The following is a 22,840-nucleotide window of genomic DNA, read 5'->3' on the forward strand; positions in this document are numbered from 1 at the left end:
GTGAGGAGATTGCCTCCCCCGCGGTTGTGAGGGGCGGATTCCGGTCAACCCGACTCTGGCCCGTCCCATTCCAAGAATGGGCATCGCTTCCACGGCTGGCATCCAGCCGGCCTTCCGCGCGGGGCGCCTTCCCACTATAAAAACCCTGGTCATCCACGGAGGGCTGGCCTCCTCATCTAGACCCCGCCTGCCCGAGCCATCCTTTGCAACTCAACCACGCCCAGCGAGAGCTGACGCTCAAGATCGTCTACTACGGGCCCGGACTCAGCGGGAAGACGACGAATCTGCGCCAGCTCCATGCCCGGGCGTCCCCCGAGGTGCGGGGCCGGTTGCTGACGGTGGAGACGCACGACGACCGGACGCTGTTCTTCGATCTGCTGCCCGTCTTCTTTTCCACGTCGTCCGGCTTCAAGGTGAAGGTGAAGCTGTTCACCGTGCCCGGCCAGGTCATCCACAACGCCACCCGGCGCATCGTGCTCCAGGGCGCGGACGCGGTGGTGTTCATCGCGGACAGTCGGCATGGGGCGACGGCGGAGAACAACGCCTACTGGCGAAACCTCCAGGACAACATGAAGGAGAACGGCCTGGACGTGGATCAGGTGCCCGTCGTCATCCAGTTCAACAAGCGGGATTTGCCCGACGCGCGCACGGACGCGGAGCTGGAGGAGGCGCGCAAGCGCGGCGGGGAGGCCGTCGTGGGCGCGGTGGCGCTCAAGGGCGAGGGCGTGCTGGAGACCTTCCACGCGGTGGCGCAGGCGGCCTACCGGCGGCTGGATGCCCGGGCGCACCTGGCGCGCAACGTGGGGCTGACCGAGACGGAGTTCCTCTCCCAGGTCTTCGGGCGGATGGACCTGTCGGGCACCACGCTGGCGGGCCGCTACTCGGCGGTGGGGCGCGACGAGCAGTTGGGGGGCGGGCGATGAGCGGCTATCAGGGGAACGCGCCACCGGAAGGCGCCACGGGCTCGCGCCGCGAGTCGGTGCTCCAGCGTCGCCTGTCGCTGGGCGAGATGCTGGACCTGCCCTCCTTCTCCGAGGTGGTGAAGAGCTTCAGCGAGCTGTACCGCGTGGGCATCAAGGTGCTGGACGCGCGAGGCACCAAGCTGGCCGACGTGAAGGTGGGCCACGGCGACTTCTGCGCCTACGTCTTCTCCTTCCCGGATGGCCGCACGCGCTGCACGGCGACGGTGGCGCGGGTGAAGGACGGCCCGGTGCACCCGCTGCAGGGCGCGCGCGTGGCGCAGGGAGATGGCGCGGAGGAGGCGGGCCTCATCGCGCTGCCGTGCTTCACCGGCCTGCGCTACCTGGTGATGCCGGTGCGCTGGGAGGGGGACTTCCTGGGCCGTGTCATCCTGGGGCCCTTCACGCCCGAGGAGCTGGGGGACTTCCCCGACACGCTCACGGACATCTCCGGGCTGGAGCTGACGCGCGCCCAGGAGCTGGTGGCCAAGGTGCGGCGCGCGCCCGAGCGCACGGCGGCGCAGGTGCTCACGCACTTTGGCCAGGTGCTCGCCGCGCTGGTGGCCAGCGGCCACCGCACGTACCTGACGACGCAGCTGCACATCGAGGCGATGCTGGAGACGCACCGGGAGCTGGAGGCGCAGAACTCGCGCCTGGCGCAGGTCAACACCCGCCTCAAGGAGCTGGACCGGCTGAAGTCCACCTTCCTGGGCACGGTGAGCCACGAGCTGCGCACGCCCCTGGCGTCCATCATCGGCTACTCGGAGATGTTGGCGGAGGGGCTGGCCGGCGTGCTCAACCCGGAGCAGTTGCTCTACGTGCGCACCATCGTCGAAAAGGGTGAGTCGCTGCTCAACCTCATCTCCTCCATCCTGGACCTGAGCCAGATTGAAGCGGGCAAGCTGCGCCTGGCGATTTCTCCCGTGGACCTGGCCGGCGTCATCCAGACGGCGGTGTCCACCGTCATGCCGCAGGCGCAGCGCAAGGGCGTGGAGCTGGAGGTGCGGCTGCCGCCCCTTCCCAGGCCCCGGCTGGCGGGGGACGCGGACAAGCTGCGGCAGGTGCTGGTGAACCTGCTCGCCAACGCGCTGAAGTTCACCGCCTCCGGGGGCCGGGTGTCGGTGGTGCTGTCGGAAGCGGGCCCGCAGGAGTCGCTGGGGATGTCCGGCTATCGCGTCAGCGTGGAAGACACCGGCGTGGGCATCCGCGAGGACCAGTTCGAACGCATCTTCCAGAGCTTCTACCAGGTGGACGGCAGCTCCACGCGCGAGCACGGCGGCGCGGGCCTGGGGCTGGCCATCGTCAAGAGCCTGGTGGAGGGCCACGGCGGCAAGGTGTTCGTGGAGAGCGAGTTTGGACGGGGCTCTCGCTTCACGGTGGTGCTGCCCATGCAGCCGCCCATTCCGGAGCATGGCCTGCTGGCCGCGCTGGCGCCGCTGCCGGAGATGCCGCCGGGGCCGGACCGCTTCTGACGCGTCAGGTCGCCTGAGGTGCCGTCAGGTGTTCGTGACAGGCCAGGGCGGCTCGCGGCGCTCACGCAATCCCCCTGGAAATGGCGCGCGAGCGTATTGTCCGCGCCCATGCTCACCGGACGTCCCCCCGCCGCCTCCTATGTGCTCATCGATGCGGAGAACATCGACTGGGCCGTGTCCAACGTTGTCGGCCGCAAACCCGAGTCACAGGACCGCGTCCAGTTCGACCGGCTGGTGGCCTTCTGCGAGAGCTACTTCCCCGCGCCCGTGCGCTGCGTGGTGGTGCTCAACGCGCGGGGCGAGCAGCTGCCGGACATGATGATTGGCTTCATCCGCGCGCTGAAGTCCGCGGGGTGCGAGGTGGCGCTCCTGTACGGGCGGCAGGACCAGAAGGTGGTGGACCTGGGCATCCTCAAGTTGCTGGAGTCCATTCGCGTCCAGCGCCCTAAGGCGGCGGTGGGCCTGGCCAGCCATGACGGCGGAGACTTCGCCGAGGCGCTCAAGCCCATGTTGGAGGAGAAGCGCCAGGTGGCGGTGCTCGGCCTGCGCGAGTACGTCAGCCAGCGCTTCAGGGATTTGGTGCCCTCGGGCCTGAAGATTGTCGACCTGGAGCTCAACGCGAAGGTGTTCCAGCGCCCGCTGCCCCGGCTGCTGCCGGTCAACGTGGACGAGTTCGACCCGATGATGTTCGTGTAGTCCGCTCGCGGGCACGAAAGGGGGCCGCGCTACGGCGCGTCTCCCTCCGTCGTCATCAGGCGGCGGATGCTCAGGTCGAGCTGGCTCTGGAGCTGGGCGAGCAGACTGCCCAGCTCCGGCACGCGCGCGCCCACGCGGGCCGCGAAGCGCGTGCGGGTCTGGTCCAGCAGCCATTCGCGCGCGGTGGCGAGCCAGCGCTTCACCGAGGAGCGGTCCACGCCGTACGCCTCCGCGATGCGCGCGGTGCCCATTCCGTCCACCAGATGCATTCGCAACAGGGTCCGCGCGCGCGGCTCCAGCCCCGCGAGCGCCTCCTGGAAGGCGGCGTTGAAGTCCGCCCCATAGCGGGACTTGAGGTACTGCAGCTCCATGTCGTGGGGCGCGGCGCTCAGCGCCTCCAACGGCGTGTCATCGGGGAGGGCCGGCCCTTTGCGCTCGTTCACCAGCCCCCAGGCCAGCCGCAGCACGGTCATGCGGAGCCAGGCGGAGAGCGGACCGCGCCCGGAATACTCCATGATGCGGGGCGGCATGGCGCCGTCGGCGACGAGGAAACGCGCGCGAAAGACCTGGAGCGCCTCGTCGGTTGTCGTCTCGTCCACTCCACGGCGCTTCAATGCCACGCGGACCTGGGGAATGATGCGCGCCTCGAGCGCGGCCAGGGCCACGGTGTCACCGTGAGCGCAGGCTCTCGCGAGCGCAAGGTCCTCTTCATGGACCTCGGTGTCCGGTGTCTTGGCCATCCACCCGAAGCCTACCTTGAGGACTCATGCAATGTCCCACCACGGAGAACCTCCTCGCCTTCGGTCGGGGATTGTTGCGGGGTGAAGAGGCCACGGTGGTGCAGGAGCACCTGGATGGCTGCCCCGCATGCCGCGTGCTGGTGGCGGAGGCCGTGGCCTCCGTGGACGGTGACGCGAGCCAACCCACGGCTTCGCCGACACCGCCATGGGAGCCGTTGAGTCCCGGCACCTCGCTGGGTCGCTACGTGGTGATGGCGCGCATTGGCTCGGGGGGCATGGGCGTCGTCTATTCCGCGCGGGACCCGGAGCTCGACCGCCGCGTCGCCCTCAAGATTCTGCGCTTCGACACCATCCAACCCGCCCGTCTCGCGGAAGCCCAGGGCCGGCTGCTGCGTGAGGCCCAGGCGACCGCGCGTGTCGTCCATCCCAACGTCGTCGCCATCCACGACTTCGGCCGAGTCGACGAGCGCGTCTTCCTGGCGATGGAGTTCGTCGAGGGCACCACGCTGGGGGCCCGCATGCGCGCGGGACGGATGCCCTGGCGCGAGGTGCTGGGCCTGTTCCTCCAGGCGGGGCAGGGGCTCGCCGCCGCGCACGCCGCGGGACTCGTGCACCGCGACTTCAAGCCGGACAACGTCCTCATCGACAATGCGGGACGGGTTCGCATCACCGACTTCGGACTCGTGCGCATCCTCGACGAAGGTGTCGAAGAGCCGCCGAAGCCCGGGCCCGCGCTCGTGGCCCCATCCGTGCCAGGTGTGTCTCTCACCCAGACGGGGGCGCTGCTGGGCACGCCGGGCTACATGTCCCCCGAGCAGGCGAGAGGCGAACGGCCCGACGCGCGCAGCGACCAGTTCAGCTTCTGCGTCGCGCTCCTCGAGGCGCTCTATGGCGTCAGGCCCTCCGCGCGGGCCTGTCAGATGGACGTCACGCCCGCCGAGCGCGCTCGCGAGGTCCGTGCCCTCCAGCGCGAGACGGGGGTCCCTGACTGGGTTCACGTCGCGGTGTTGAAGGGCTTGTCGCCGACCCCCGGAGACCGTCACGCCTCCATGGATGTGCTGCTGCGGGCCCTGCGGCAGGAGCCTCGCTCGCGCAGGCAGAAGCTGCTCGGGGGCGCCGCCGCGGCCGTACTGCTCGCGGCGGTGGGGGCGGGCGTCTTCATTTCCACGCGGCCCGCGCTGTGCGCGGACGACCCTGGCGCCTTCACCGACATCTGGGACGCGAAGACCCGGAGCACCGTTCACGTCGCGCTCACGAAGGACACGCTGCCCTACGCGGCGGATGCGTGGCGCGTGGTGGAGAAGGGGCTGGACGCGTACGTGCGTGATTGGACGACGGCGTCGAAGCAGGCGTGCGAGGCCACGCGCATCCACGGGCGGCAGACGGAGGGCATGTTCGAGCGGCAGTTGCTGTGCCTGGACCAACGCCGCAAGGACGTCTCCGCCTTGGTGGAGGTGCTGGCGTCGGCGGATACGACCGTGGTCCAGAACGCCGCCCGCGCGGTGAGCCGTTTGGAGGACCTGGCCCGGTGCTCGGATGTGCAGGCACTGACTTCGCCACGTCCGCTTCCGAAGGACCTGGAGACGCGACAGCGACTGGAGGCGCTTCAGAAGGAGTTCGCCACGGTCCGCGCGCGGCTGCACGCGGGGCAGCTCAAGTCCGCGCTCGAGTTGGCCTCCACGCTTCCCGCGCGGATGGAGGGCCTGGACTACCCGCCGGCGCACGTGGAGATGCTCAACGTGCTCGCTCATTCGCAGGCGGGGCTCCAACCGCGTGACTCCGTGAAGACGCTGCACAAGCTCATCCAGACGGCCCAGGCGGCCGGGCTGGACAGACAGCTAGCGGACGGGTGGGTCGCGTTGCTGCGAGTCGCCAGCACGCTTGACGAGCAGGACCCCGAGAACCTGTACGCGAGCAATGCCACCGCCGCTGTCGCACGGCTCGGAGGCGACGCGGAGCTGGAGCGCCTGCTGGCCACCAATCTCGCTGTCTTCTTGCATGCCAAGGGGCGGCTGCCAGAGGCAGTCACGCAGGGCTTGCACGCGCTGGAGTTGGCCCGCAAGGCGTTCCCCGCGGGAGATGCCCGGCTCTCGACGCCCCTGCTGAGCGCGGGGCGGGTGCTCAGCGTCGCGGGCCGTTTCGAGGAGTCCGCCGCGCTCTTGAAGGAAGCACTGGCCCGCTACACCGAGCACTACGGGCCCAACCATCCGGACGTGGCCGCTGTTCTCCAGGCGCTGGCCGTGCAGGAGACCTATCTCAACCGTTACGAGGACGCGCTCGCGAACCAGCACCGCGCGCTCGCCATCTGCGAGAAGGTGTACGGCGAGGAATCTCCGGCCGTGGCGTCGGCGCTGCACAACGGCGCCAACATGCTTCGCCACGTCAAGGGTCGCGCCGAGGAGTCCGTGGCGTACTACCGCCGCTCGGTGGCGATTCGAGAGAAGGTCTTCGGCTTGGAGAGTGCCGTTGTCGCCGAGCCCCTGGCCGGAATGGGCCAGGTCCTGCGGGACTTGGGCCGCCACGCCGAGGCGCTCGCGCTCCATGAGCGCGCCCTGGCCATTCGAGAGAAGGCTCGGGGTCCCGACTCCCTGGAGGCGGCCTATGACCGGGCCCTCATCGGCGAGACGCTCCTGGCCATGAATCAGCCACGCAAGGCCCGTCCGCATCTGGAGCGTGCGCTGGCCGTCTATGAGAAGAGCGCCTTCGGCTCCGACGAACTCCTCCTCGCGGACATGCGGTTCCTGGTCGCGCGCGCCCTGGTGGACCAACCCCGTGAAGCCAGGCGCGCACGGGACCTGGCTCAGTCCACGCTCGAAATCTACCGGCGCTTCCCCAAGGCCCGCGTGAAGGAGGCGCTCGAGGTCGAGGCGTGGCTCGCGGCCCGCTGAACCCCTGGAGCCCCGGCAGCCCTCCGTCCTGACGATGGCCGCTTCCTCGCCCGGCGGGGACGCGTCCTTGGCGCTTGCGGATGGTTAACGACAGCGTTAAATATTGCCCATGGAGGCAACGAAGTTCGTTGCCAGGAGATCCGCCATGAAGAAGGTTCCAGAGGGCTGTGCGCGCATCACCCCCGGGCTGTTCTACGTGAATGCTCCGGCCGCCATCGACTGGCTGGAGCGGGCCTTTGGCTTCCAGACGCGGCTGAAGGTGGAGGGAGGGCCGGGCGTCATCGTCCACTCCGAGCTCGTCTTCGGCGAGGGCGTCATCATGTTGAGCTCGCTCAGCGCGAAGTACCCGGGGCGCACGCCGGCCGCGGCGGGAGGCACCAGCGCCGCCTACCTCATGCTCTACGTGGATGACGTGGACGCGCACTGCGCGCGGGCGAAGGCCGCGGGCGCGAAAATCACCCGGGAGCCGGAGACGACGAACTACGGCGACGACTACTGGACGGACCGGGGCTACGGCGCGGAGGACCTGGAGGGCCACGCGTGGTGGTTCGCCCAGCGCATGAAGGGCTGAGCCCCGAAAGCACACCATGGGAGCCGCCCGAAGTCTCGACGACACCTTCGCCGCCCTGGCCGACCCCACCCGCCGTGGGGTCATCGACCTGCTGCGCGAGCAGCCCCTTCGCGCCGGAGAGCTGGCCGCCGCCTTCGACATGTCTCCCCCCGCCATGAGCCGGCACCTGCGTGTCCTGCGCAAGACGGGGCTCGTCCAGGAGGACGCCGTGGAGGACGACGCTCGCGTCAAGCTGTACCGGCTGCGGCCGGAGCGCTTCTCGGAGCTGCGCGCGTGGCTCGACGAGGTGGAGGCCTTCTGGGGCGAGCAGCTCCAGTCATTCAAGGAACACGCCGAGCGCACGCGCGCGAAGAAGCGGCCATGAGTCCCTCGCGAGGCCCGACATGACGACCGAGCAGATTGCCCGCGTGACGACCTTCCTGGAGGTGGAGCCAGGGGTCGCCTTCACCGTCTTCACCGAGGAGACCAACCTCTGGTGGCGGCGGGGGCCACGCTTCCGGGGCTCCCACGCGGCCGACAGCATGGTGCGCTTCGAGGGAGGCGCCGGAGGCCGCTTGATCGAAGAGGACGGCGCCGGCACCTTCGAGATTGGCCGCGTGCTGACGTGGGAGCCCGGCGCGCGGCTCTGCTTCGAGTGGCGCGGACGCAACTTCGCCCCGGGCGAACTCACCCAGGTGGACGTCCGCTTCGAGCCCTCCCAGGGCGGCACCCGGGTCGTCCTGGAGCACCGGGGCTGGGAGGCTCTCCGTCCGGACCACCCCGTGCGCCATGGCCAGGACGTCCCGGCCTTCCTCGCGATGATGGGGATGTGGTGGGGAGGCCTCGCCACCAGCCTGCGCTCCCAGGCCGCCCAGGTGACTCCCCGCGGTGAATGACTGCCTGAAAACCGCCCTGTCGTAGAATTATAGTAATACCCACTGCGGGTGTGTATGCTGTTGGAAGTTGAACGCAGGGGGGACAGTCATGGCGGAGAACAAGTATCGACACTGGAACGGTGTCTTTCTTTGGGTGCTGCTGCTGGGGCTGGGCTGCACACAGTCCCCCGGGGGCGGAGTCGGCGCGGAGCCGGTGGCCCCGGAGAGCCTGGTCACCCAGGAAGCCCGCGTGGTCACGTCTTCCTACGTGGACCTGCGGCTGCGCGTGGGCCGAGGCGTGGCGGTGGGCCGCACCTGCGGCGCGGCGAACGAGGTGACACCCGCCTGCGGCGGTGGCAGCGGACCGGACCTGAGCTTCCACTTCATCGCCCCGTATGACGGCAGCTACACCTTCGTCACGGACCCGCTCGACACCACCGACTACGACACGGTGGTGCAGGTGACGGACTGGCACAGCAGCGCCTCGCTGGGCTGCAACGACAACGCCTCGGCCTCCACGCTCACGTCCTCCGCCATCCTCAACCTGGCGCGCAACCAGGAGGTGCGCATCACCGTGGATGGGAAGAACGGCTCCTGCGGCCGCTTCATGCTCAACATCCTCGTCGTGGAGTCCACCTGCGGCCCCTGCAACACCCCACCCGGGCCCTGCTTCTCCCCCTATGGGAGCTGCTCGGGGGCGACGTGTGTCTACACGCCGTTGACCGCCGGCGCCGTCTGCAACGACGGCAATGCTTGCACCCTCAACGACAAGTGTGGGGCGACGGGGAGCTGTGTGGGGACGACGGTGAGCTGCAACAGCGCGCCCGGCACCTGTTACGCCAGCCCCGGCACCTGCAACCCCGCCACGGGTGCGTGTGGCTACGCGGCGCGGCCGGCGGGCACGGCGTGCAACGACGGGGACTCCTGCACCCAGGGGGATGCCTGCTACGGCGGTGCCTGCTACGGCGGCGACCGGGTGTGCTGCCCCAATGGGGTGCTCTGCAACGGCGGGTGCTGCGCGCAAGGGGACTACTGCATCGGGGGGACTTGTCGGCCCATGTGCCTGACGCAGAACGTGGTGCGCACCCCGGAGAACGACATGCTCCCCGCCTGTCCCATGGAGCTTCAGTGACATTCCTTGCGTACCGGTGAGACGCGCCGGTGCGTACGGATTGAACGCGACATTGTCTTTGTCTCGCATCCTCCCGCGTGCCGGGAGGACGCGCCCGGCGTACCGCCCGGACGCGAGGGGTGTGCAGTCTTGACGCACCCAGGGTCAAAGGCTCGCGTATCGTGGGGAATACTTATGTGTGTACGCATGAACTGGCTTATGTGGGTATTGTGGTAATTCCGATGATGTCTTGTAATTATTTGTTGAATGCTTCATAAGGGCGCGCGCTGCACAGAAGCGGTGAAACCAGCTGTGTCAATTCGAAGAGGGGGAGCACATGGACAAGCGCGTGCGGCGCTCGTGTCTTGCTTTTGCATCGATTCTGGCTCTTGCGGGCTGTAGCACGCAGGAGGACTTGCTGGAGGCGCCGGAGGAGGCCCCGCCCGCGCGGACCGCTCCACTGCACTCCGAGCGTGGCGGTATCGGCCTGCTGCACGAGTCCGGTGACAAGTCCCAGATGGCCACGGTGACGGTGAACACGTTCCGCTCGCTCATCGTGACGGAGACGGCCATCGTCAACAACTTCTCCATGCGTGAGGTGTTCGACCAGCTGGCCGCGCAGAGCGGTGTCGCGGGCCTGACGGGCCTGGCCATCTACCGCCAGCTCTGGGACACGCAGAACGCGCGGCCGGGACTCAACCAGGGCCAGCACTGCAATGACCTGACCTCCAGTGGTCAGCCGGTCTTCAACAGCTTCCCGTACCAGTGTCGGACCCAGGAAGGCTCGCAGGCCAACCAGGACCCGTTCACCAACCCGGCTTCCGCCAACGCCTACAAGGCGGTGGGCCTGTTCAACCGCTTCGACCTGGCGCCCGCGGACGGCGCCAACTGCGGCGAGTACCGCATCATCTTCGCGCGCAAGTCGGGCGAGACGAACATCCTGTCGCGCAACTTCATCATCTTCGAGGCCGTGCTGCCCAACCCCCACCCGGAAGAGGGGCTGGATGGCTGCCTCCCCGTGGCGGAGTTCTGGCACCGGCTGACGGCCAACGCGGACCCCGCGTCGCGCACCCAGCAGCTGCGCAACTTCTACTTCACGGGCCTGCCGGGCTTCCGTCCCGTCGTCCACATCGACAACTACGGCGCGGACCCGGCCACCATCGCGGGCCAGATTCGCACCAACCAGTTCATGCAGAGCAACTGGCTCCTGCGTGAGTTCAAGCTGCAGAAGACCTGCGCCTCGGGCACCTGCACCTCGCTCAAGGCCATCATCTCCACGGACAAGGTGAACCCGTTCGGCGGGCTGTTCAACCCGAACTCCACCCACGCTCGCGCCGCGGACTTCCGCTTCTTCTTCGCGACCCAGGTGGAGGCGCTGGCCCGCAACGACATCAACCTCTTCAACATGGACGTCCAGGACCAGTTCAACGGCGGCCAGAGCGATGCCCAGGGCGGAGAGAACAACTACACCGGCCAGTTCGGCAACAACGCGTCCGCGCTGCGCACGCTGATTCAGGGCGAGCTGGACCGCATCGGCAGCACGCTGACGCCGGTCAACATCGTCAACCGCGCCAAGGCGCTGTCCTGCGCCGGCTGCCACGACCTGAGCAACAGCAACGGCCTGGGCGGCGGCCTGACGTGGCCCAACTCGCTGGGCTTCACCCACATCAGCGAGCTGACGGAGGCGGGGCCGGAGGGCACGCGCTTCCGCATCTCCCCGGCGCTGGAGAACGTCTTCCTGCCGCACCGCAAGGCGGTCTTCGAGGAGTATCTCAGCCGTCCGCGCCCGTGCCACAACGTGTGCAACCCGGGCAATCCCATCGCGACGCACTGCTCGCCGTGCGCGGCGTCCGTGTGCGAAGGCGACCCGTTCTGCTGCACGGGCAGCTGGGACGTCATCTGCGTGGACCAGGCCCAGGACGTCTGCGGTCTGTCCTGCAACGCGCTGTAGCGCGGAGTCTTCCGGTGTCCCGGTTGGCGGTCGTCGCACCCCCACGTCCGCCGGGGCGCCGAGCAGTCCCGTCGTGAGCGGGCATGGGCAGGTGCCCCATGCCCAGGGGGTCAAGGGCTCTCTCCTCGTTGGTGAGGAGGGGGCCCGTCTCAAGAGAAGTCATCGGATGCGTTGTGGTTGTCGTTGGCAAAGGCAGTCCACTGCAGCAGAGGGGGTTACAAATGAAGCCGTACTCGCGTTTCTCGGTGCCTGTTTCCGCGGCCCTGCCGCTCGTCGCGCTCGCGACGTCAGCCTGGGCCGGGCCGTTGCGCTCCCCGGACCGGGGGTTGGACCGCGCGACCCTGGTGGAGGACTCGCAGTACATGCGCCGTGTCCTGGAGGAGAAGTCCCGGGGCGCGACGGGTGAAGCCGTTGCCATCGACCTGGCGGACCCGGGCCAGTACCGCTTCGTGATGAACCGCCTGCGTGGCTCCGGCAAGACGGCCACCAACTCGCCCAAGCTGTTCCAGCGGCTGGGACTGGCGCGCGAGAAGGCCCTGGCGCTCAAGGCCTCTGGCAAGGAGGCGGAAGGCGCGTCCCTGGTGAACAACTGGGGCTGTGACCACTTCCTCAACCTGACCCGCGGCGTCACCGCCGGCGCGGTGCGCGTCTACGAGAGCAACCCCTGGGCCGCGTGTCTCAACGGCGCCAGCTACGTGTACACGGACATCGTGGCCTTCAACGCGAACAACGCGGAGACGGACACCGCCGTGGTCGACTCGGCGTCCGGTGAGGAGTACGCCGCCGGCCAGAGCTTCGACGACGTCATCGTCCGTCCGGCCATCCCGGTGAACCAGGACCGGCAGGTCATCCTCGACTCGATGATGATCGCCATGAACGAGAACACCGGCGAGGAGGTCGTCACCTTCGTGCGCGGCCAGTCCAGCACGACGACGGGCGGCGCGGACCTGTCGCTGGAGCACCCGCGGCTGTCGGTTCCCACGAGCATGAAGCTCAACACGGAGCTGTGCCAGATGCGCGGCGGCATCGACTGTGACTACGCCGCGGTGGGCGCCACGCTGGCTCCCTCGGGCGGCAGCACGCCGGCGAGCATCGCGCTGCGCAACACGACGGTCACCACCAGCTGGGTGGGTGACGCGGCCAACAACTTCCCGGTGACGGCGCCCTGGAACTTCACGCACATCTACATCCCCACCAAGTTCACCTTCAACGCGGGCAGCAAGAACGGCGTCGCCTGCCTCATCAAGGAGATCCTCCCGGGCTCCAAGGTGCGCATGGTGAAGCCCGTCACGGGCGGCACGTGCATGAGCCAGGCGGACCTGGTCCCCTCGCTGACCAGCTCCATCAACAGCCAGACGGCCACCGTCAAGCTGCTGGCGGACCTGTCGCGTGAGACGTCCATCGCCGGCACCGGTACGGAGAACTGCAGCACCCAGACGGTCCTCAACCAGGCGGTGGAGTACGTCATCACGGTGAGCACCAAGGTGAACTGCGGCACCCCGGCGAACACGGTGGCCACGGTGACGGTGCGCATGCTGAGCGACGCGCGCTATCGCTATGGCGTCATGGTCTACAACAGCTGCATGGCCGAGGGCACGAAGGTGGTGCTCGCCGACGGCACCATCGCCAACGTGGAGGACGTCAAGCGCGGCGCCCGCATCGTGACGAACGCCAAGGGCGAGACGCTGACGGTGACCGACGTGCAGACGGGTGGCGAAGTGGAGCCGATGGTGAACCTGCGTGACGACAAGGGCCACGCGGTCAGCCTCACCGACAGGCACCCCGTCATCATGGCGGACGGCAAGGCCGTGGCCGCTGGCACGCTGAAGGTCGCCGACCGCGTCAGCACCCGCGACGGCGTGGCGACGCTGACCTCCGTCACCCGTGAGAAGTACGCGGGCAAGGTCTTCAACTTCAACCTGGGCACCAAGGAGGAGCTGGCGCGCGTGGGCAAGGGCTCCAACACGCTGTTCGCCAACGGCTTCCGCGTGGGCGACAACGCGATGCAGGGCGAGCTGACGGCGCCCGTGGCCGACTCCCGCCCGGTGCTGGAGCGTCTGCCGGCCTCGTGGCACCAGGACTACGCGCGCTCCGCGTCGTTCGTGGCCGGCCAGCGCTAAAGCGGCTGCTCGCGGTGAAAGAGCTTCCGGGCTTCTTCCCTTGAAGAGGCCCGGACCCGGCGCCCCACCGACGGCTCGTCCGACGGTGGGGCGTCTGTTTATCGAGTCAACAGTCAAACCGGCAGTGGCAGGAGGGCGGATGCGAAACACGGTCGTCGTGAGCGTGCTGGTGGTGATGGGTCTGGGAGTGTCGGCCTGCGGGGAAGACCCGCCGACGCCGCCTCCTCCGAACTTCTGTCCGGAGCGCCCCGCCGCCCAGGAGCCCGTGCCGGGTCAGGCGCCCCTGCTGGTGCGCGCGCGCCCGCTGCCCCAGGCGTGGCTTGCGCGCCGCAACCTCGCCACCATGACGGCCTTCACGCGCGCCCAGGACCCCGGTGAGCCAGGCGTGGAGAGCCGGGCCTGGTGGGCTTCACCCTGCTTGATGGGCACGCCGGGCCTGCAGGTGGCGACGCCCCGGGTGGCGGTGGCCGACGATGGCCGAGCGGTGACGGTGTGGACGGAGAAGGACGGCCTCGACGAGCGGCTCTGGTTCAGCGAGTACGTGCCCCAGACGGGCTGGACTCCCGCCGAGACGGTGGGCCTGTCGCGCGAGTTCCCGGAAGACGCGCTTCGGGTGCGTCAGCCGCAGGTGGTCGCCGACACGCAGGGGCGCTCGCTCGCGGTGTGGCTGCAGAGCGAAGGCTCCGGGGCGGCGCAGCTCTGGTACTCCCGCCACGCGCCGGGGGAGGGGTGGAGCAAGCCGGACCGCGTGTTGTCGCGCTCGCTGGGAGACGCGACGTACCTGGAGGTCTCTCGCGATGCGGCGGGCACCGTCACGGCGGTGTGGACGCAGTTCGACGGGGACACGCTCAGCGAGAATGTCTGGGTGACGCGGGGCTCGCCCGAGACGGGCTTCGAGGACGCACGCCGCATCGACACGCCGATGCCGGGCTTCTCCCTGGAGCCGCAGGTGTCCGTCAGCGGTGACGGCCACGCGGTGGTGGGCTGGTACCGGTTCGACGAGATGGAAGGCATTGGCATGGCCTGGTTCAGCCGGTGGACGCCCGCCGAGGGGTGGAGCGCCGCGGAGCGCACCAGTCCGGACGGCGTGGACAGCTTCTACGCGGAGCCGCTCGCGGGCCCGGGTGGCGCGGTGCTCGCGCTGTGGAGCGAGCTGGGCGGGGTGAACGTGGAGCTGTGGGCGCGGCCCTTCGTGCCCGGCACCGGCTGGGGCGAGGCGCAGCGAGTGGAGGAAGCGCTGGGCAGCTCCGGCGCGGCCCAGGCCAGTCAGGAGCAGGGCGGACGGGCCATGGTGGTCTGGCCCCGCGCCCGTGCCTCCTTCACCCGGCTGTCCGCCCAGGCCTATGACTTCGCGACGTACGGCTTCCGCGAGCGGCGGGACGTGGACGCGCAGCCCCTGACGCTGGGACACGCCACGGACCCGCAGGTGGTGTCCCTGAGCCGCAACCAGGCGCTCGTGGTGTGGTCGCACGAGTTGGAGGGCGGCCATCGCGTCGCGACGAGCCGCTACACCGCCAGCCAGGGGTGGGGCAGGGCGCTGCTGCTCGACACGGCGCCGTCCGCGCAGAGTGGCTTCCCCCGGCTCTCCGTGAGCCCCACGGGCGTGGGCGTGGCCACGTGGCTGCACGGCGGCGAGGTGCCGGGCCTGGGCGTCAGCGTGTTCCAGTAGCCGCCGCGCACGCGCGCGTTGCCTGGAAGCGGCGGCTGGTCTTTCCTGCCGGGCCGATGCCTGGTGAGTTCGACTTCATCCGCCGCTTCCTGCACCACTTCCCCAAGGCCCGCGTGCCGGTGGGGCCGGGCGATGACTGCGCGGTGCTCGCGCCGTCGCGCGGCGCGCTGTGTGTCACCACCGACGCCGTGGTGGAGGACGTGCACTTCACCCGCGCGGGCTTCTCCCCGGCGGACATCGGCCACAAGGCCCTGGCGGTGAACCTCTCCGACGTGGCCGCCATGGGCGCCACGCCGCGCTGGTTCGTCTGCGCGCTCGCGCTGCCTCGGGACTTCCCCGTGGCCCACCTGTCTGGAATCGCCCGGGGCATGGCCGCGCTGGCGCGCGAGCACCGCGTGGACCTGGTGGGCGGCAACTTCACCTCCGCGCGCGAGCTGTCCGTCACAATCACCGCCACGGGCGAGCTGTCGCGTCCACCGCTCACCCGCTCGGGCGCCCGGCCCGGGGACTGGCTCTATGTGTCCGGCACGCTGGGCGACGCGAGGCTCGGCCTTGCCCACTTGAAGGCCGGCTTGAAGCGCGGCGCCGCCGTTCGCCGCCAGCGCCGCCCCGTGCCGCGCGTGGCCCTGGGCCAGCTCGCCTCGCGCTTTGCGTCCGCTGCGCTGGATGTTTCCGATGGGCTTGCACAAGACCTGGGTCACCTGTGCACCGCATCGGGAGTGCGGGCGGTGGTGGAGCTGGCGCGTCTGCCCATGTCCGCGGCGGTGCGGCGGGAGCTGGGGCCGGAAGGGGCGCTGGCGGGAGGCGAGGACTACGAGCTCTTGCTGGCGGTGGCACCGGGGCGCGGGCGGGCATTCGAGCGGGCGTGTGCTCGCGGCGGGCACGTCGTCACGCGCGTGGGCGTGCTGTCAGAGGGCGCGGGGTGGGTGATCCACGATGAAGCGGGACGCGCGGTGCGCCGGCCGGGCGGGTTCGACCACTTCCGGTAGCATCCCAGGTGGATTGACCCTGTCCGACAGCAAGGCTAAACCCAAGGCGCTTCCGCACCACCCCCGAAAGCATCCCGTGCGCCGTCCCCTACGTGACGACACTGCCCCTGGCCTGACCCCTCGCCGCGAGCCCATGCAGCGGCTCCTTCGCGCCGTGGAGGGTCCCCGTGCGACCAAAGAGGTCTCCCTCCGCCAGGTCATCTTCAATGGCTACGTCATGCTGGGGCTGGTGCTCATCGGCTGGATGTTCCTGGCGGACGCGCTCTTCAAGGACGTGTTCCCCCAGCTCGCGGCGTGGAAGGACGGAGTGCGGCTGGGCGTGGGGCTCCTGCTCACCCTCACCGCGGCGTTCCTGCTGCCTTCCTGGTTGGTGCGCATCACCCGCGTGAAGGTGCTCAGCCGCTCCGCCTATGAGATTTCGCAGGGAGACCTGTCCAAGCCGGTGGCCGCCGAGGGTGGCCGCACGCGCGACGAAATCGACGAGCTGACGGGCGCCATCATCCGCATGCAGGAGAACCTGCGGGAGCTGGTGGGCAAGATTCAGGAGACGGCCAAGAGCGTGGCGGACACCGCCATCGACCTGCAGCGCTCGGCGGAGAACGTCAACGGGTCCACGGAGGAAGTGGGCTCGTCGATGAACATCATCGCCGGGGGCGCGGAGTCGCAGTCGCAGCTGGTGTCCAAGGCGTCCAAGGTCATCACGGAGATGGCCAGCAGCATCCAGCGCGCGACGGGCAGCGCGGAGGACGCGGCGCGGACCACGGCGGAGACGAGCAGCGCGGCGGAGGACGGCTCCAAGGCGGCGCGGCTGGCCGGCGACAAGGTGAAGAAGGTCTTCAACCGAATCGAATCCGCCAGCCAGCAGGTGTTCGCCTTCGGCGAGAAGACGCAGGAGATTTCGAAGATTGTCGACGCCATCACCCAGGTGGCGCAGCAGACCAACCTCCTGGCGCTCAACGCGACGATTGAAGCGGCGCGCGCGGGTGAGTACGGCCGCGGCTTCGCGGTGGTGGCCGACGAGGTGCGCAAGCTGGCGGAGAGCGCGGGCCGTTCCGCCGAGCAGATTTCGAAGCTGGCGCGGGACATCTCCGGTCAGTCCACCTCCGTGGTGAGCGCCATGAAGGAAGGCATCGCGGAGCTGGCCGAGGGCCGCGAGGACCTCACCAACATCGTGCGCAGCATGGGCGCCATCACCGACACCATCCGCAAGGGTTCGGAGAAGGTGCACCTCATCTCCGAGAGCACCCGCGAGCAGCACAAGGGCAGCGAGGAGATGGTGAAGGCCATCGAGGAAATCAAGCTGGTGGCGCGCAACAACGCCGCGTCCACGGAGGCCATCCAGTCCGTCATCCAGGAGCAGACGGCCGCCGTGTCGCGCATGACGTCGCTGGCCAGCGAGCTGACCAACCTGTCCGTCGAGCTGCAGAGCGTGGTGCGCAGCTTCCGTCTGGGGCCATGAGCAAGTCCTCCGCTTCGTCGTCCGATGCCGCCCTGCGCGCCGTGGAAGTCCGTCTGCGCGAGGTCATGCTGGCGTTTCCCCACGTCACCGAGGAGTTTCCGTGGGGCCACCGCACGGCCAAGGTGCGGGGGAAGATGTTCGCCGTCCTCGTCCTGGACGAGCAGGGGCTGACCGTCACCACCAAGCTTCCCCAGTCCCACGAGGCGGCGCTGATGCTCCCCTTCGCCGAACCCACCGGCTACGGCCTGGGCAAGAGCGGCTGGGTGACGGCGCGCTTCGCCCCCGGTGAGGTGGCCCCGGTGGAGCTGTTGTCCCTGTGGGTTCACGAGAGCTTCCGCGCCGTGGCGCCCAAGGCGGTGCTCGACGCCGTGGACGGTGGCAAGCCGCCGCGTTCGTCCCAGGTGAAGAAGTCCACCCCGGCCAGGAAGAAGGCCGTGTCGGTCGGGAAGAAGCCCACGTCGGCCGCGAAGAAAGTCGCGCCGGCCGCGAAGAAATCCCCGCCGGCCGCCAGGAAGACGGTGGCGAAGAAGGCGGCGCCCGGGGTGAAGAAGCCCCGCACGGCGCGGCGCGCCACCGCGTCCCGCTCAAAGCAAAGCTGATACAACACGACCTCTGTGCGGCACGTCATCTTCCGGGTGGAGAAAGAACGCTACGGGCTGCCGCTGTCGGCGGTGCGGGAGGTCGTGGTTCCCCCGGAGAAGTTCACGCGGGTTCCGCGTGCGCCCCCGGCGATAACGGGGGTGATGAACCTGCGGGGCCGGGTGGTGACGGTGGTGGAGCTGCGTCAGCTCCTGGGGTTGCCGGACGGTGCCACGCCGCCGTCCCGCGTGGTTCTTCTGGACCGGGGCCGGAGGGATCTGGGACTGTTGGTGACGGACGTGGATGGAATCGAGGCGGTGGAGCGGGTGAGCACGGCACCGGGCAAGTCGACGCCGGCCATCCGTGGCGTTGCTCGGCTGGGCGGGCTGGGAGTGACCGTGCTGGATCCAGAGGGACTGGACGCCGCGGTGGTTGCCTTGTTCACCCATTCCAAGTGAGTAGCCCCCTGGAAAGCGCGGGTGATAGTGTCCGCGCTCCTCTAGGCTAGGCGATTCGGAGGCGGAGTTCTTCACATGGCTAAGCGGGTCCTGGTCGTCGACGATGCCATCTTCATGCGCAACATGATCAAGGACATCTTCGCGTCTGGAGGGTTCGAGGTCGTCGGCGAAGCGGCCAACGGTCTGGAAGCCGTGGAGAAGTACAAGGAGCTCAAGCCTGACCTCACCACGATGGACATCGTGATGCCCTTCAAGAGCGGCATCGAGGCCACGCGGGAGATCATCAAGCACGACAGCAGCGCGGTGGTCATCATGTGCTCCGCGCTCGGGCAGGAGAGCCTGGTGATGGAGGCCATCGAGGCGGGTGCCTCGGACTTCATCGTCAAGCCGTTCCGGGCCGAGGATGTGCTGGCCGTGGTGAAGAAGGTCCTGGGAGAGGCGTGAGCGGCATCGCCTCCGGGCGGGTTCGCGACGCTTCCTGACGAGGTCGGGCCATGACGATGGACATGTCCCGCTACCTGGGCCTCTTCATCTCGGAGGCCACCGAGCACCTGGAGGCGCTCGGGCGGGACCTGGTGCAACTGGAGCGCGAAGGCTCCTCGAGCGCGGTGGACTCGATGTTCCGCCATGCCCACTCGGTGAAGGGCATGGCGTCGTCCATGGGCTTCGAGCCCATCGCCATCGTCGCGCACCGGGTGGAAGACCTGGTGGACGCCGTTCGGCAGGACCGTGGCCGGTTGGACCGGGACCTGGTGGACCTGCTGCTGAGCGCCTCGGACACGCTGCTGGCGCAGGTGCGCGCGGTGGCGGAGGGACGCCCACCGGATGACGCGTCGGCGCTGCTCGCGCAGCTGGGTGTCCGCGTCACGGCGATGACGGGCCATGCGCCCACCGCCACCCGCGTCGCCAAGGTCACCGTGCTCAAGCCGGAGGGCTCCGACAACGGAGAGGACCCCGGCTCGGGCTCGTCGGGCAGCGGCGGCGCGTCCGGCTCTGGTTCGTCGGGCACCGGCGGCGCGTCCGGCTCCGGCTCGTCGAGCAGCGGCGGCGCGACTGGCTCCGGCACGGGTTCGTCGGGCAGCGGTGGTGCGGGCTCCACGGGGTCCACGCCTTCGAGCACGCCCGAGTCAGGCTCGGGTGGCGGTACGTCCTCGGGGACGTCTGGGAGTTCGACTCCCGCGCCGGACACGTCGTCTGGCGGAACACCGGGGCCGGGCTCGCAAGGCACGACTCCCGGCAATGGCTCTCAAGCCTCGGGCGCCGTCGCGCCGGACGCGCCAGCTCGGCTGACGGCTCCGGAGACGGGGGTGGGAGGCGTGCGGGAGGTGCTGGGAATCGGCGCGCCTCCGTCCTCCGGCAATGGCATGGCGTCCCCGGCGACGCCGCCCGTGCTCCCCGAGACGCTGGTCGCGGACCTGGGGACGGCCCTCAAGGCGGCCTCCACGGGAGTGCTTCCCGACGACCGCGCCACCCAGCGCTGGGCGGTGCGGCTGCGCATCTCCCCCACGTGTCAGGTGCCCGGCGTGCGGGCCTTCCTGGTGCACAAGCGGCTCACCACCCTGGGCACGCTGGTGGACCTGCGGCCCGCGCTGGAGGAGCTGAAGGCCGGGCGCATCCCGGACGGCTACATCCAGTTGGAGCTGGAGACGTCCGTGGGCGAGGCGGGCATCCAGTCCTCGCTCAAGAACGTGGCGGAGGTCGACGTTGTCTCGGTGAAGCTGGCCGTGGCCGTCCCGGTGCCGGTGGTCGTCCCCACGACGACGGCCGAGGGGGGCCGTGCGACGGGAGACTCCTCGGCGCGCACGGTGCGCGTGCGCACGGAGCTGCTCGACTATTTCCTCGACACGGTGGGCGAGCTGATGCTCGCCACGGCGCGCCTGCGCGAGGTGGGCAAGGTGCTGCCGGAGAACGTGCGGCCCGTGCTGGACGAGGGCGTCTACCGGCTGCACACGCTGGTGAAGGACCTGCACGACAAGGTGATGTCGGCGCGCATGACGCCGCTGTCGCTCATCACCGACCGGCTGCCCCGCGCGGCGCGCGACATCGCCCGCCGCAAGGAGCGCGAGGTCGACCTGGTCATCACCGGCGCCGAAATCGAGCTGGACCGCGCCATCCTCGACGAGCTGGCGGACCCGCTGTTGCACCTCTTGCGCAACTGCATCGACCACGGCCTCGAATCCCCCGAGGAGCGCATCGCCGCGAAGAAGGGCCCGCGCGGGCGCGTGCTCGTGGCCGTCAAGCGCGCCAGGGACCGCGTCATCCTCGAGCTGGAGGACGACGGCCGGGGCATGAACCCCGCGAAGCTGAAGGCCGCGGCGGTGGCGCGCGGCCTGCTCCCTCCGGAGGTCGCCACACGGCTGACGGACCGGGAAGCGTTCATGCTGTCGTGCCTGCCAGGGGTGTCCACGGCGAAGGACATCACGGACATCTCCGGGCGGGGCGTGGGCATGGACGCCGTCAAGCGCGTGGTGGAGAGCGTGGGCGGCACGCTCGAAATCGACAGCGAGCCGGGCCGGGGCACGCGCTTCACGCTGCGGCTGCCGCTGACGGTGGCGGTGGTGCACCTGCTGCTGGTGGAGGTGGGGGACGAGGTGTTCGGCCTGCCCATCGCCAAGGTGGTGGGCGCCACGGAGGCGGACGGCGACGCGCTCAGCCGCAGCCGCGAGACGGCGCTGCTGCCGCATGGCAACTCGCTGTTGCCCGTGCATGCGCTGGACACGCTCGTCGGGGTGCCGTCGCCGGGGCTGCGGGGTGTGCGGCCCTTCGTGGTGATGGAGGGTGACTCCGGCCGGGTGGCGCTGGGCGTGGACCGGCTGCTGGGGCAGGAGGAAGTGGTGCTCAAGCCGCTGTCACGGCCGCTGGATTTGTTGCCGGGACTCTCCGGTGTGACCATCCTCGGGAGCGGCCGTCCGGTCTTCATCCTGGATGTGCCGAGGTTACTGTCCGCGTGAGCTTTCCCCTCCCCAGCGACGCGCAGCTCGATGCCCTGCGCGAGGTGGCCAACATCGGCTGTGGCCATGCCGCCAACGCCCTCTCCCGCCTGATGGGCGGGCGCCAGGTCGACCTGTCCGTCCCTCGGGTGGTGCTCACCGGCCCCTCGGACGCCGCGGGGTTGCTGGGGGGAGACGCGCCCGCGGTGGCGGCCTGGCTCTCCATCACCGGCGCGCTGCGGGGCGTGTTGATGCTGGCGATGCCGCTGGCGGATGGAACGGCGCTGGAGACGCTGCTCTTGGGCGGGCAGGGGGCCGGGCAGGCCGAGCGTGACAGCGCGGTGTCGGAGGCCGCCAACATCGTCGCGAGCGCCTGCCTGTCCGCCATCGGCAAGCTGACGTCGTGGCGACTGATGCCGTCGGTGCCCACGCTGCGCAGGGACACGGCGCGAGCGCTGGTGGACGCGGCGGTGTCCCAGGTGGAGGGCGATGCCAGCCGCGTGGTGGTGCTGGAGGCGCGCTTCATGGCGGCGGCGACTCCGCCGGTGAGCGGGCAGCTGCTCCTGGTGCTGGAGCGGGACAGCTCCCGGGCGCTCCTGGCGCGGCTGGGCGTGTAGCCCGTTTCGGAGTAGACGGGCCCCATGGATGAGAAGGCGCTGAAGCAGCTCCTGGGGAGCGTGAAGTCGGGCCGCGTCTCGGTGGACGCCGCCGTGGGCAAGCTCAAGGATTTGCCCTTCGCGGAGCTGGGCTACGCGACGCTCGACACCCACCGCAACCTCCGCTTCGGTTTCCCCGAGGTGGTGCTGGGCGAGCCGAAGACGGTGGAGCAGCTGTTGGGCATCGTCGGCGCGCTGGTGGAGCGCAAGCAGACGGTGCTGGTGACGCGGCTGCAGCCGGACAAGGCCGAGGTCCTCGTGTCGCGCTTCCCCAAGGGGCTGTACCACCCGGTGGCGCGCATCTTCCATCTCAAGCAGGGCAAGGTGCGCTCGGGCAAGGTGGCCATCGTCACCGCGGGCACCAGCGACATCCCCGTGGCGGAAGAGGCCGCGGTGACGGCCGAGGCCATGGGCGCGGAGGTGCGGCGCGTCTACGACGTGGGCGTGGCGGGCATCCACCGGCTGTTGCGGCGCCGGGAGGAAATCCAGGAGTGCCACGTCGCGGTGGTGGTGGCCGGCATGGAAGGGGCGCTCGCGAGCGCGCTGGGGGGGCTCGTGGGCATCCCCGTCGTCGCGGTGCCCACGTCCGTGGGCTACGGCGCCAACTTCAAGGGCCTGTCCGCGCTGCTGGCGATGGTGAACTCGTGCGCCTCCAACGTGGCGACGATGAACATCGACAACGGCTTCGGTGGAGGCTTCTACGCGGCGCTCGTCTCCCGCACGAAGGGACGGCGGTGA

Annotated in this window: 20 protein-coding genes; 19 read left to right on the top strand and 1 reads right to left on the bottom strand. The window is 69.7% G+C overall.

All coding sequences use genetic code 11. The annotated features are described in order from the left end of the window. The first annotated feature begins 203 nt into the window (after positions 1-203). From HUA76_RS11670 to HUA76_RS11680, 3 genes are all read left to right on the top strand, one after another. Positions 204-923 (top strand): ATP/GTP-binding protein, encoded by a 720-nt coding sequence (locus tag HUA76_RS11670; RefSeq protein ID WP_141641965.1) that lies wholly within the window; start codon positions 204-206, stop codon positions 921-923. Then, the gene (locus HUA76_RS11675) at positions 920-2,431 is read left to right on the top strand and encodes an ATP-binding protein (RefSeq protein WP_174460854.1); all 1,512 of its coding nucleotides are present in this window, start codon (positions 920-922) and stop codon (positions 2,429-2,431) included. The genes HUA76_RS11670 and HUA76_RS11675 overlap by 4 nt, the downstream gene beginning before the upstream one ends. A gap of 108 nt (positions 2,432-2,539) precedes the next feature. Then, positions 2,540-3,127 carry an NYN domain-containing protein gene (locus HUA76_RS11680; RefSeq protein ID WP_141641967.1) on the top strand — a complete coding sequence of 196 codons (588 nt, stop codon included), beginning with the start codon at positions 2,540-2,542 and terminating at the stop codon, positions 3,125-3,127. 29 nt (positions 3,128-3,156) lie between these two features. Here the strand turns inward: HUA76_RS11680 and HUA76_RS11685 are convergent, their stop codons facing one another. Then, complete coding sequence (locus HUA76_RS11685) at positions 3,157-3,867, bottom strand: sigma-70 family RNA polymerase sigma factor (RefSeq protein WP_141641968.1); 711 nt, start codon at positions 3,865-3,867, stop codon at positions 3,157-3,159. A 26-nt stretch (positions 3,868-3,893) separates the two neighbouring features. On the opposite strand from HUA76_RS11685, the gene HUA76_RS11690 reads away from it, so the two are divergent. The 16 genes from HUA76_RS11690 (at position 3,894) to larB (ending at position 22,840) form a co-directional block, all read left to right on the top strand. Next, the gene (locus HUA76_RS11690; RefSeq protein WP_174460855.1) at positions 3,894-6,755 is read left to right on the top strand and encodes a serine/threonine-protein kinase; all 2,862 of its coding nucleotides are present in this window, start codon (positions 3,894-3,896) and stop codon (positions 6,753-6,755) included. Between the two features lie 145 nt (positions 6,756-6,900). Continuing rightward, the gene (locus HUA76_RS11695; RefSeq protein WP_174454118.1) at positions 6,901-7,326 is read left to right on the top strand and encodes a VOC family protein; all 426 of its coding nucleotides are present in this window, start codon (positions 6,901-6,903) and stop codon (positions 7,324-7,326) included. A 16-nt stretch (positions 7,327-7,342) separates the two neighbouring features. After that, positions 7,343-7,690: a helix-turn-helix transcriptional regulator gene (locus HUA76_RS11700; protein ID WP_174460856.1), complete on the top strand. Its 348-nt coding sequence runs from the start codon at positions 7,343-7,345 to the stop codon at positions 7,688-7,690. A gap of 19 nt (positions 7,691-7,709) precedes the next feature. Then, complete coding sequence (locus tag HUA76_RS11705) at positions 7,710-8,201, top strand: SRPBCC domain-containing protein (protein ID WP_174460857.1); 492 nt, start codon at positions 7,710-7,712, stop codon at positions 8,199-8,201. Between the two features lie 88 nt (positions 8,202-8,289). Beyond that, entirely contained in the window at positions 8,290-9,312 is a 1,023-nt protein-coding gene (locus tag HUA76_RS11710) for a hypothetical protein (RefSeq protein WP_174460858.1), read from the top strand. Between the two features lie 316 nt (positions 9,313-9,628). Beyond that, positions 9,629-11,242: a hypothetical protein gene (locus HUA76_RS11715; protein WP_174460859.1), complete on the top strand. Its 1,614-nt coding sequence runs from the start codon at positions 9,629-9,631 to the stop codon at positions 11,240-11,242. A 221-nt stretch (positions 11,243-11,463) separates the two neighbouring features. Then, a complete protein-coding gene (locus tag HUA76_RS11720) occupies positions 11,464-13,362 on the top strand; it encodes a Hint domain-containing protein (RefSeq protein WP_174460860.1) in 1,899 nt (632 codons plus the stop codon). Positions 13,363-13,501: 139 nt separating this feature from the next. After that, entirely contained in the window at positions 13,502-15,031 is a 1,530-nt protein-coding gene (locus HUA76_RS11725) for a hypothetical protein (protein WP_174460861.1), read from the top strand. Positions 15,032-15,087: 56 nt separating this feature from the next. Beyond that, positions 15,088-16,020: a thiamine-phosphate kinase gene (gene thiL / locus HUA76_RS11730; RefSeq protein WP_174460862.1), complete on the top strand. Its 933-nt coding sequence runs from the start codon at positions 15,088-15,090 to the stop codon at positions 16,018-16,020. Positions 16,021-16,153: 133 nt separating this feature from the next. Then, positions 16,154-17,479, top strand: a complete 1,326-nt coding sequence (locus HUA76_RS11735) for a methyl-accepting chemotaxis protein (RefSeq protein ID WP_217439534.1) — start codon at positions 16,154-16,156, stop codon at positions 17,477-17,479. Beyond that, positions 17,476-18,078 carry an MmcQ/YjbR family DNA-binding protein gene (locus tag HUA76_RS11740; RefSeq protein ID WP_174460863.1) on the top strand — a complete coding sequence of 201 codons (603 nt, stop codon included), beginning with the start codon at positions 17,476-17,478 and terminating at the stop codon, positions 18,076-18,078. Before HUA76_RS11735 ends, HUA76_RS11740 begins: the two co-directional genes overlap by 4 nt. Before the next feature lie 15 nt (positions 18,079-18,093). Then, positions 18,094-18,516 (top strand): chemotaxis protein CheW, encoded by a 423-nt coding sequence (locus HUA76_RS11745; protein ID WP_141641980.1) that lies wholly within the window; start codon positions 18,094-18,096, stop codon positions 18,514-18,516. Between the two features lie 75 nt (positions 18,517-18,591). Further along, the gene (locus HUA76_RS11750) at positions 18,592-18,960 is read left to right on the top strand and encodes a response regulator (protein WP_015352829.1); all 369 of its coding nucleotides are present in this window, start codon (positions 18,592-18,594) and stop codon (positions 18,958-18,960) included. Positions 18,961-19,010: 50 nt separating this feature from the next. Further along, positions 19,011-21,467: a chemotaxis protein CheA gene (locus tag HUA76_RS11755; protein WP_174460864.1), complete on the top strand. Its 2,457-nt coding sequence runs from the start codon at positions 19,011-19,013 to the stop codon at positions 21,465-21,467. Beyond that, positions 21,464-22,063 carry a chemotaxis protein CheC gene (locus HUA76_RS11760; protein ID WP_174454127.1) on the top strand — a complete coding sequence of 200 codons (600 nt, stop codon included), beginning with the start codon at positions 21,464-21,466 and terminating at the stop codon, positions 22,061-22,063. Before HUA76_RS11755 ends, HUA76_RS11760 begins: the two co-directional genes overlap by 4 nt. Positions 22,064-22,087: 24 nt before the next feature. Further along, positions 22,088-22,840, top strand: a complete 753-nt coding sequence (gene larB, locus HUA76_RS11765) for a nickel pincer cofactor biosynthesis protein LarB (protein WP_141641983.1) — start codon at positions 22,088-22,090, stop codon at positions 22,838-22,840.

It is taken from the genome of Myxococcus sp. CA056 (assembly GCF_013336715.1).
Taxonomy (GTDB): domain Bacteria; phylum Myxococcota; class Myxococcia; order Myxococcales; family Myxococcaceae; genus Myxococcus; species Myxococcus llanfairpwllgwyngyllgogerychwyrndrobwllllantysiliogogogochensis.

Bases quoted from the DNA above. Each gene is read 5' to 3' on its own strand.
- HUA76_RS11675 (WP_174460854.1), top strand. From the start codon at position 920: ATGAGCGGCTATCAGGGGAACGCGCCACCGGAAGGCGCCACGGGCTCG.
- HUA76_RS11680 (WP_141641967.1), top strand. From the start codon at position 2,540: ATGCTCACCGGACGTCCCCCCGCCGCCTCCTATGTGCTCATCGATGCG.
- HUA76_RS11685 (WP_141641968.1), bottom strand. From the start codon at position 3,867: ATGGCCAAGACACCGGACACCGAGGTCCATGAAGAGGACCTTGCGCTC.
- HUA76_RS11690 (WP_174460855.1), top strand. From the start codon at position 3,894: ATGCAATGTCCCACCACGGAGAACCTCCTCGCCTTCGGTCGGGGATTG.
- HUA76_RS11695 (WP_174454118.1), top strand. From the start codon at position 6,901: ATGAAGAAGGTTCCAGAGGGCTGTGCGCGCATCACCCCCGGGCTGTTC.
- HUA76_RS11700 (WP_174460856.1), top strand. From the start codon at position 7,343: ATGGGAGCCGCCCGAAGTCTCGACGACACCTTCGCCGCCCTGGCCGAC.
- HUA76_RS11705 (WP_174460857.1), top strand. From the start codon at position 7,710: ATGACGACCGAGCAGATTGCCCGCGTGACGACCTTCCTGGAGGTGGAG.
- HUA76_RS11710 (WP_174460858.1), top strand. From the start codon at position 8,290: ATGGCGGAGAACAAGTATCGACACTGGAACGGTGTCTTTCTTTGGGTG.
- HUA76_RS11715 (WP_174460859.1), top strand. From the start codon at position 9,629: ATGGACAAGCGCGTGCGGCGCTCGTGTCTTGCTTTTGCATCGATTCTG.
- HUA76_RS11720 (WP_174460860.1), top strand. From the start codon at position 11,464: ATGAAGCCGTACTCGCGTTTCTCGGTGCCTGTTTCCGCGGCCCTGCCG.
- HUA76_RS11725 (WP_174460861.1), top strand. From the start codon at position 13,502: ATGCGAAACACGGTCGTCGTGAGCGTGCTGGTGGTGATGGGTCTGGGA.
- thiL (WP_174460862.1), top strand. From the start codon at position 15,088: ATGCCTGGTGAGTTCGACTTCATCCGCCGCTTCCTGCACCACTTCCCC.
- HUA76_RS11735 (WP_217439534.1), top strand. From the start codon at position 16,154: ATGCAGCGGCTCCTTCGCGCCGTGGAGGGTCCCCGTGCGACCAAAGAG.
- HUA76_RS11740 (WP_174460863.1), top strand. From the start codon at position 17,476: ATGAGCAAGTCCTCCGCTTCGTCGTCCGATGCCGCCCTGCGCGCCGTG.
- HUA76_RS11750 (WP_015352829.1), top strand. From the start codon at position 18,592: ATGGCTAAGCGGGTCCTGGTCGTCGACGATGCCATCTTCATGCGCAAC.
- HUA76_RS11755 (WP_174460864.1), top strand. From the start codon at position 19,011: ATGACGATGGACATGTCCCGCTACCTGGGCCTCTTCATCTCGGAGGCC.
- larB (WP_141641983.1), top strand. From the start codon at position 22,088: ATGGATGAGAAGGCGCTGAAGCAGCTCCTGGGGAGCGTGAAGTCGGGC.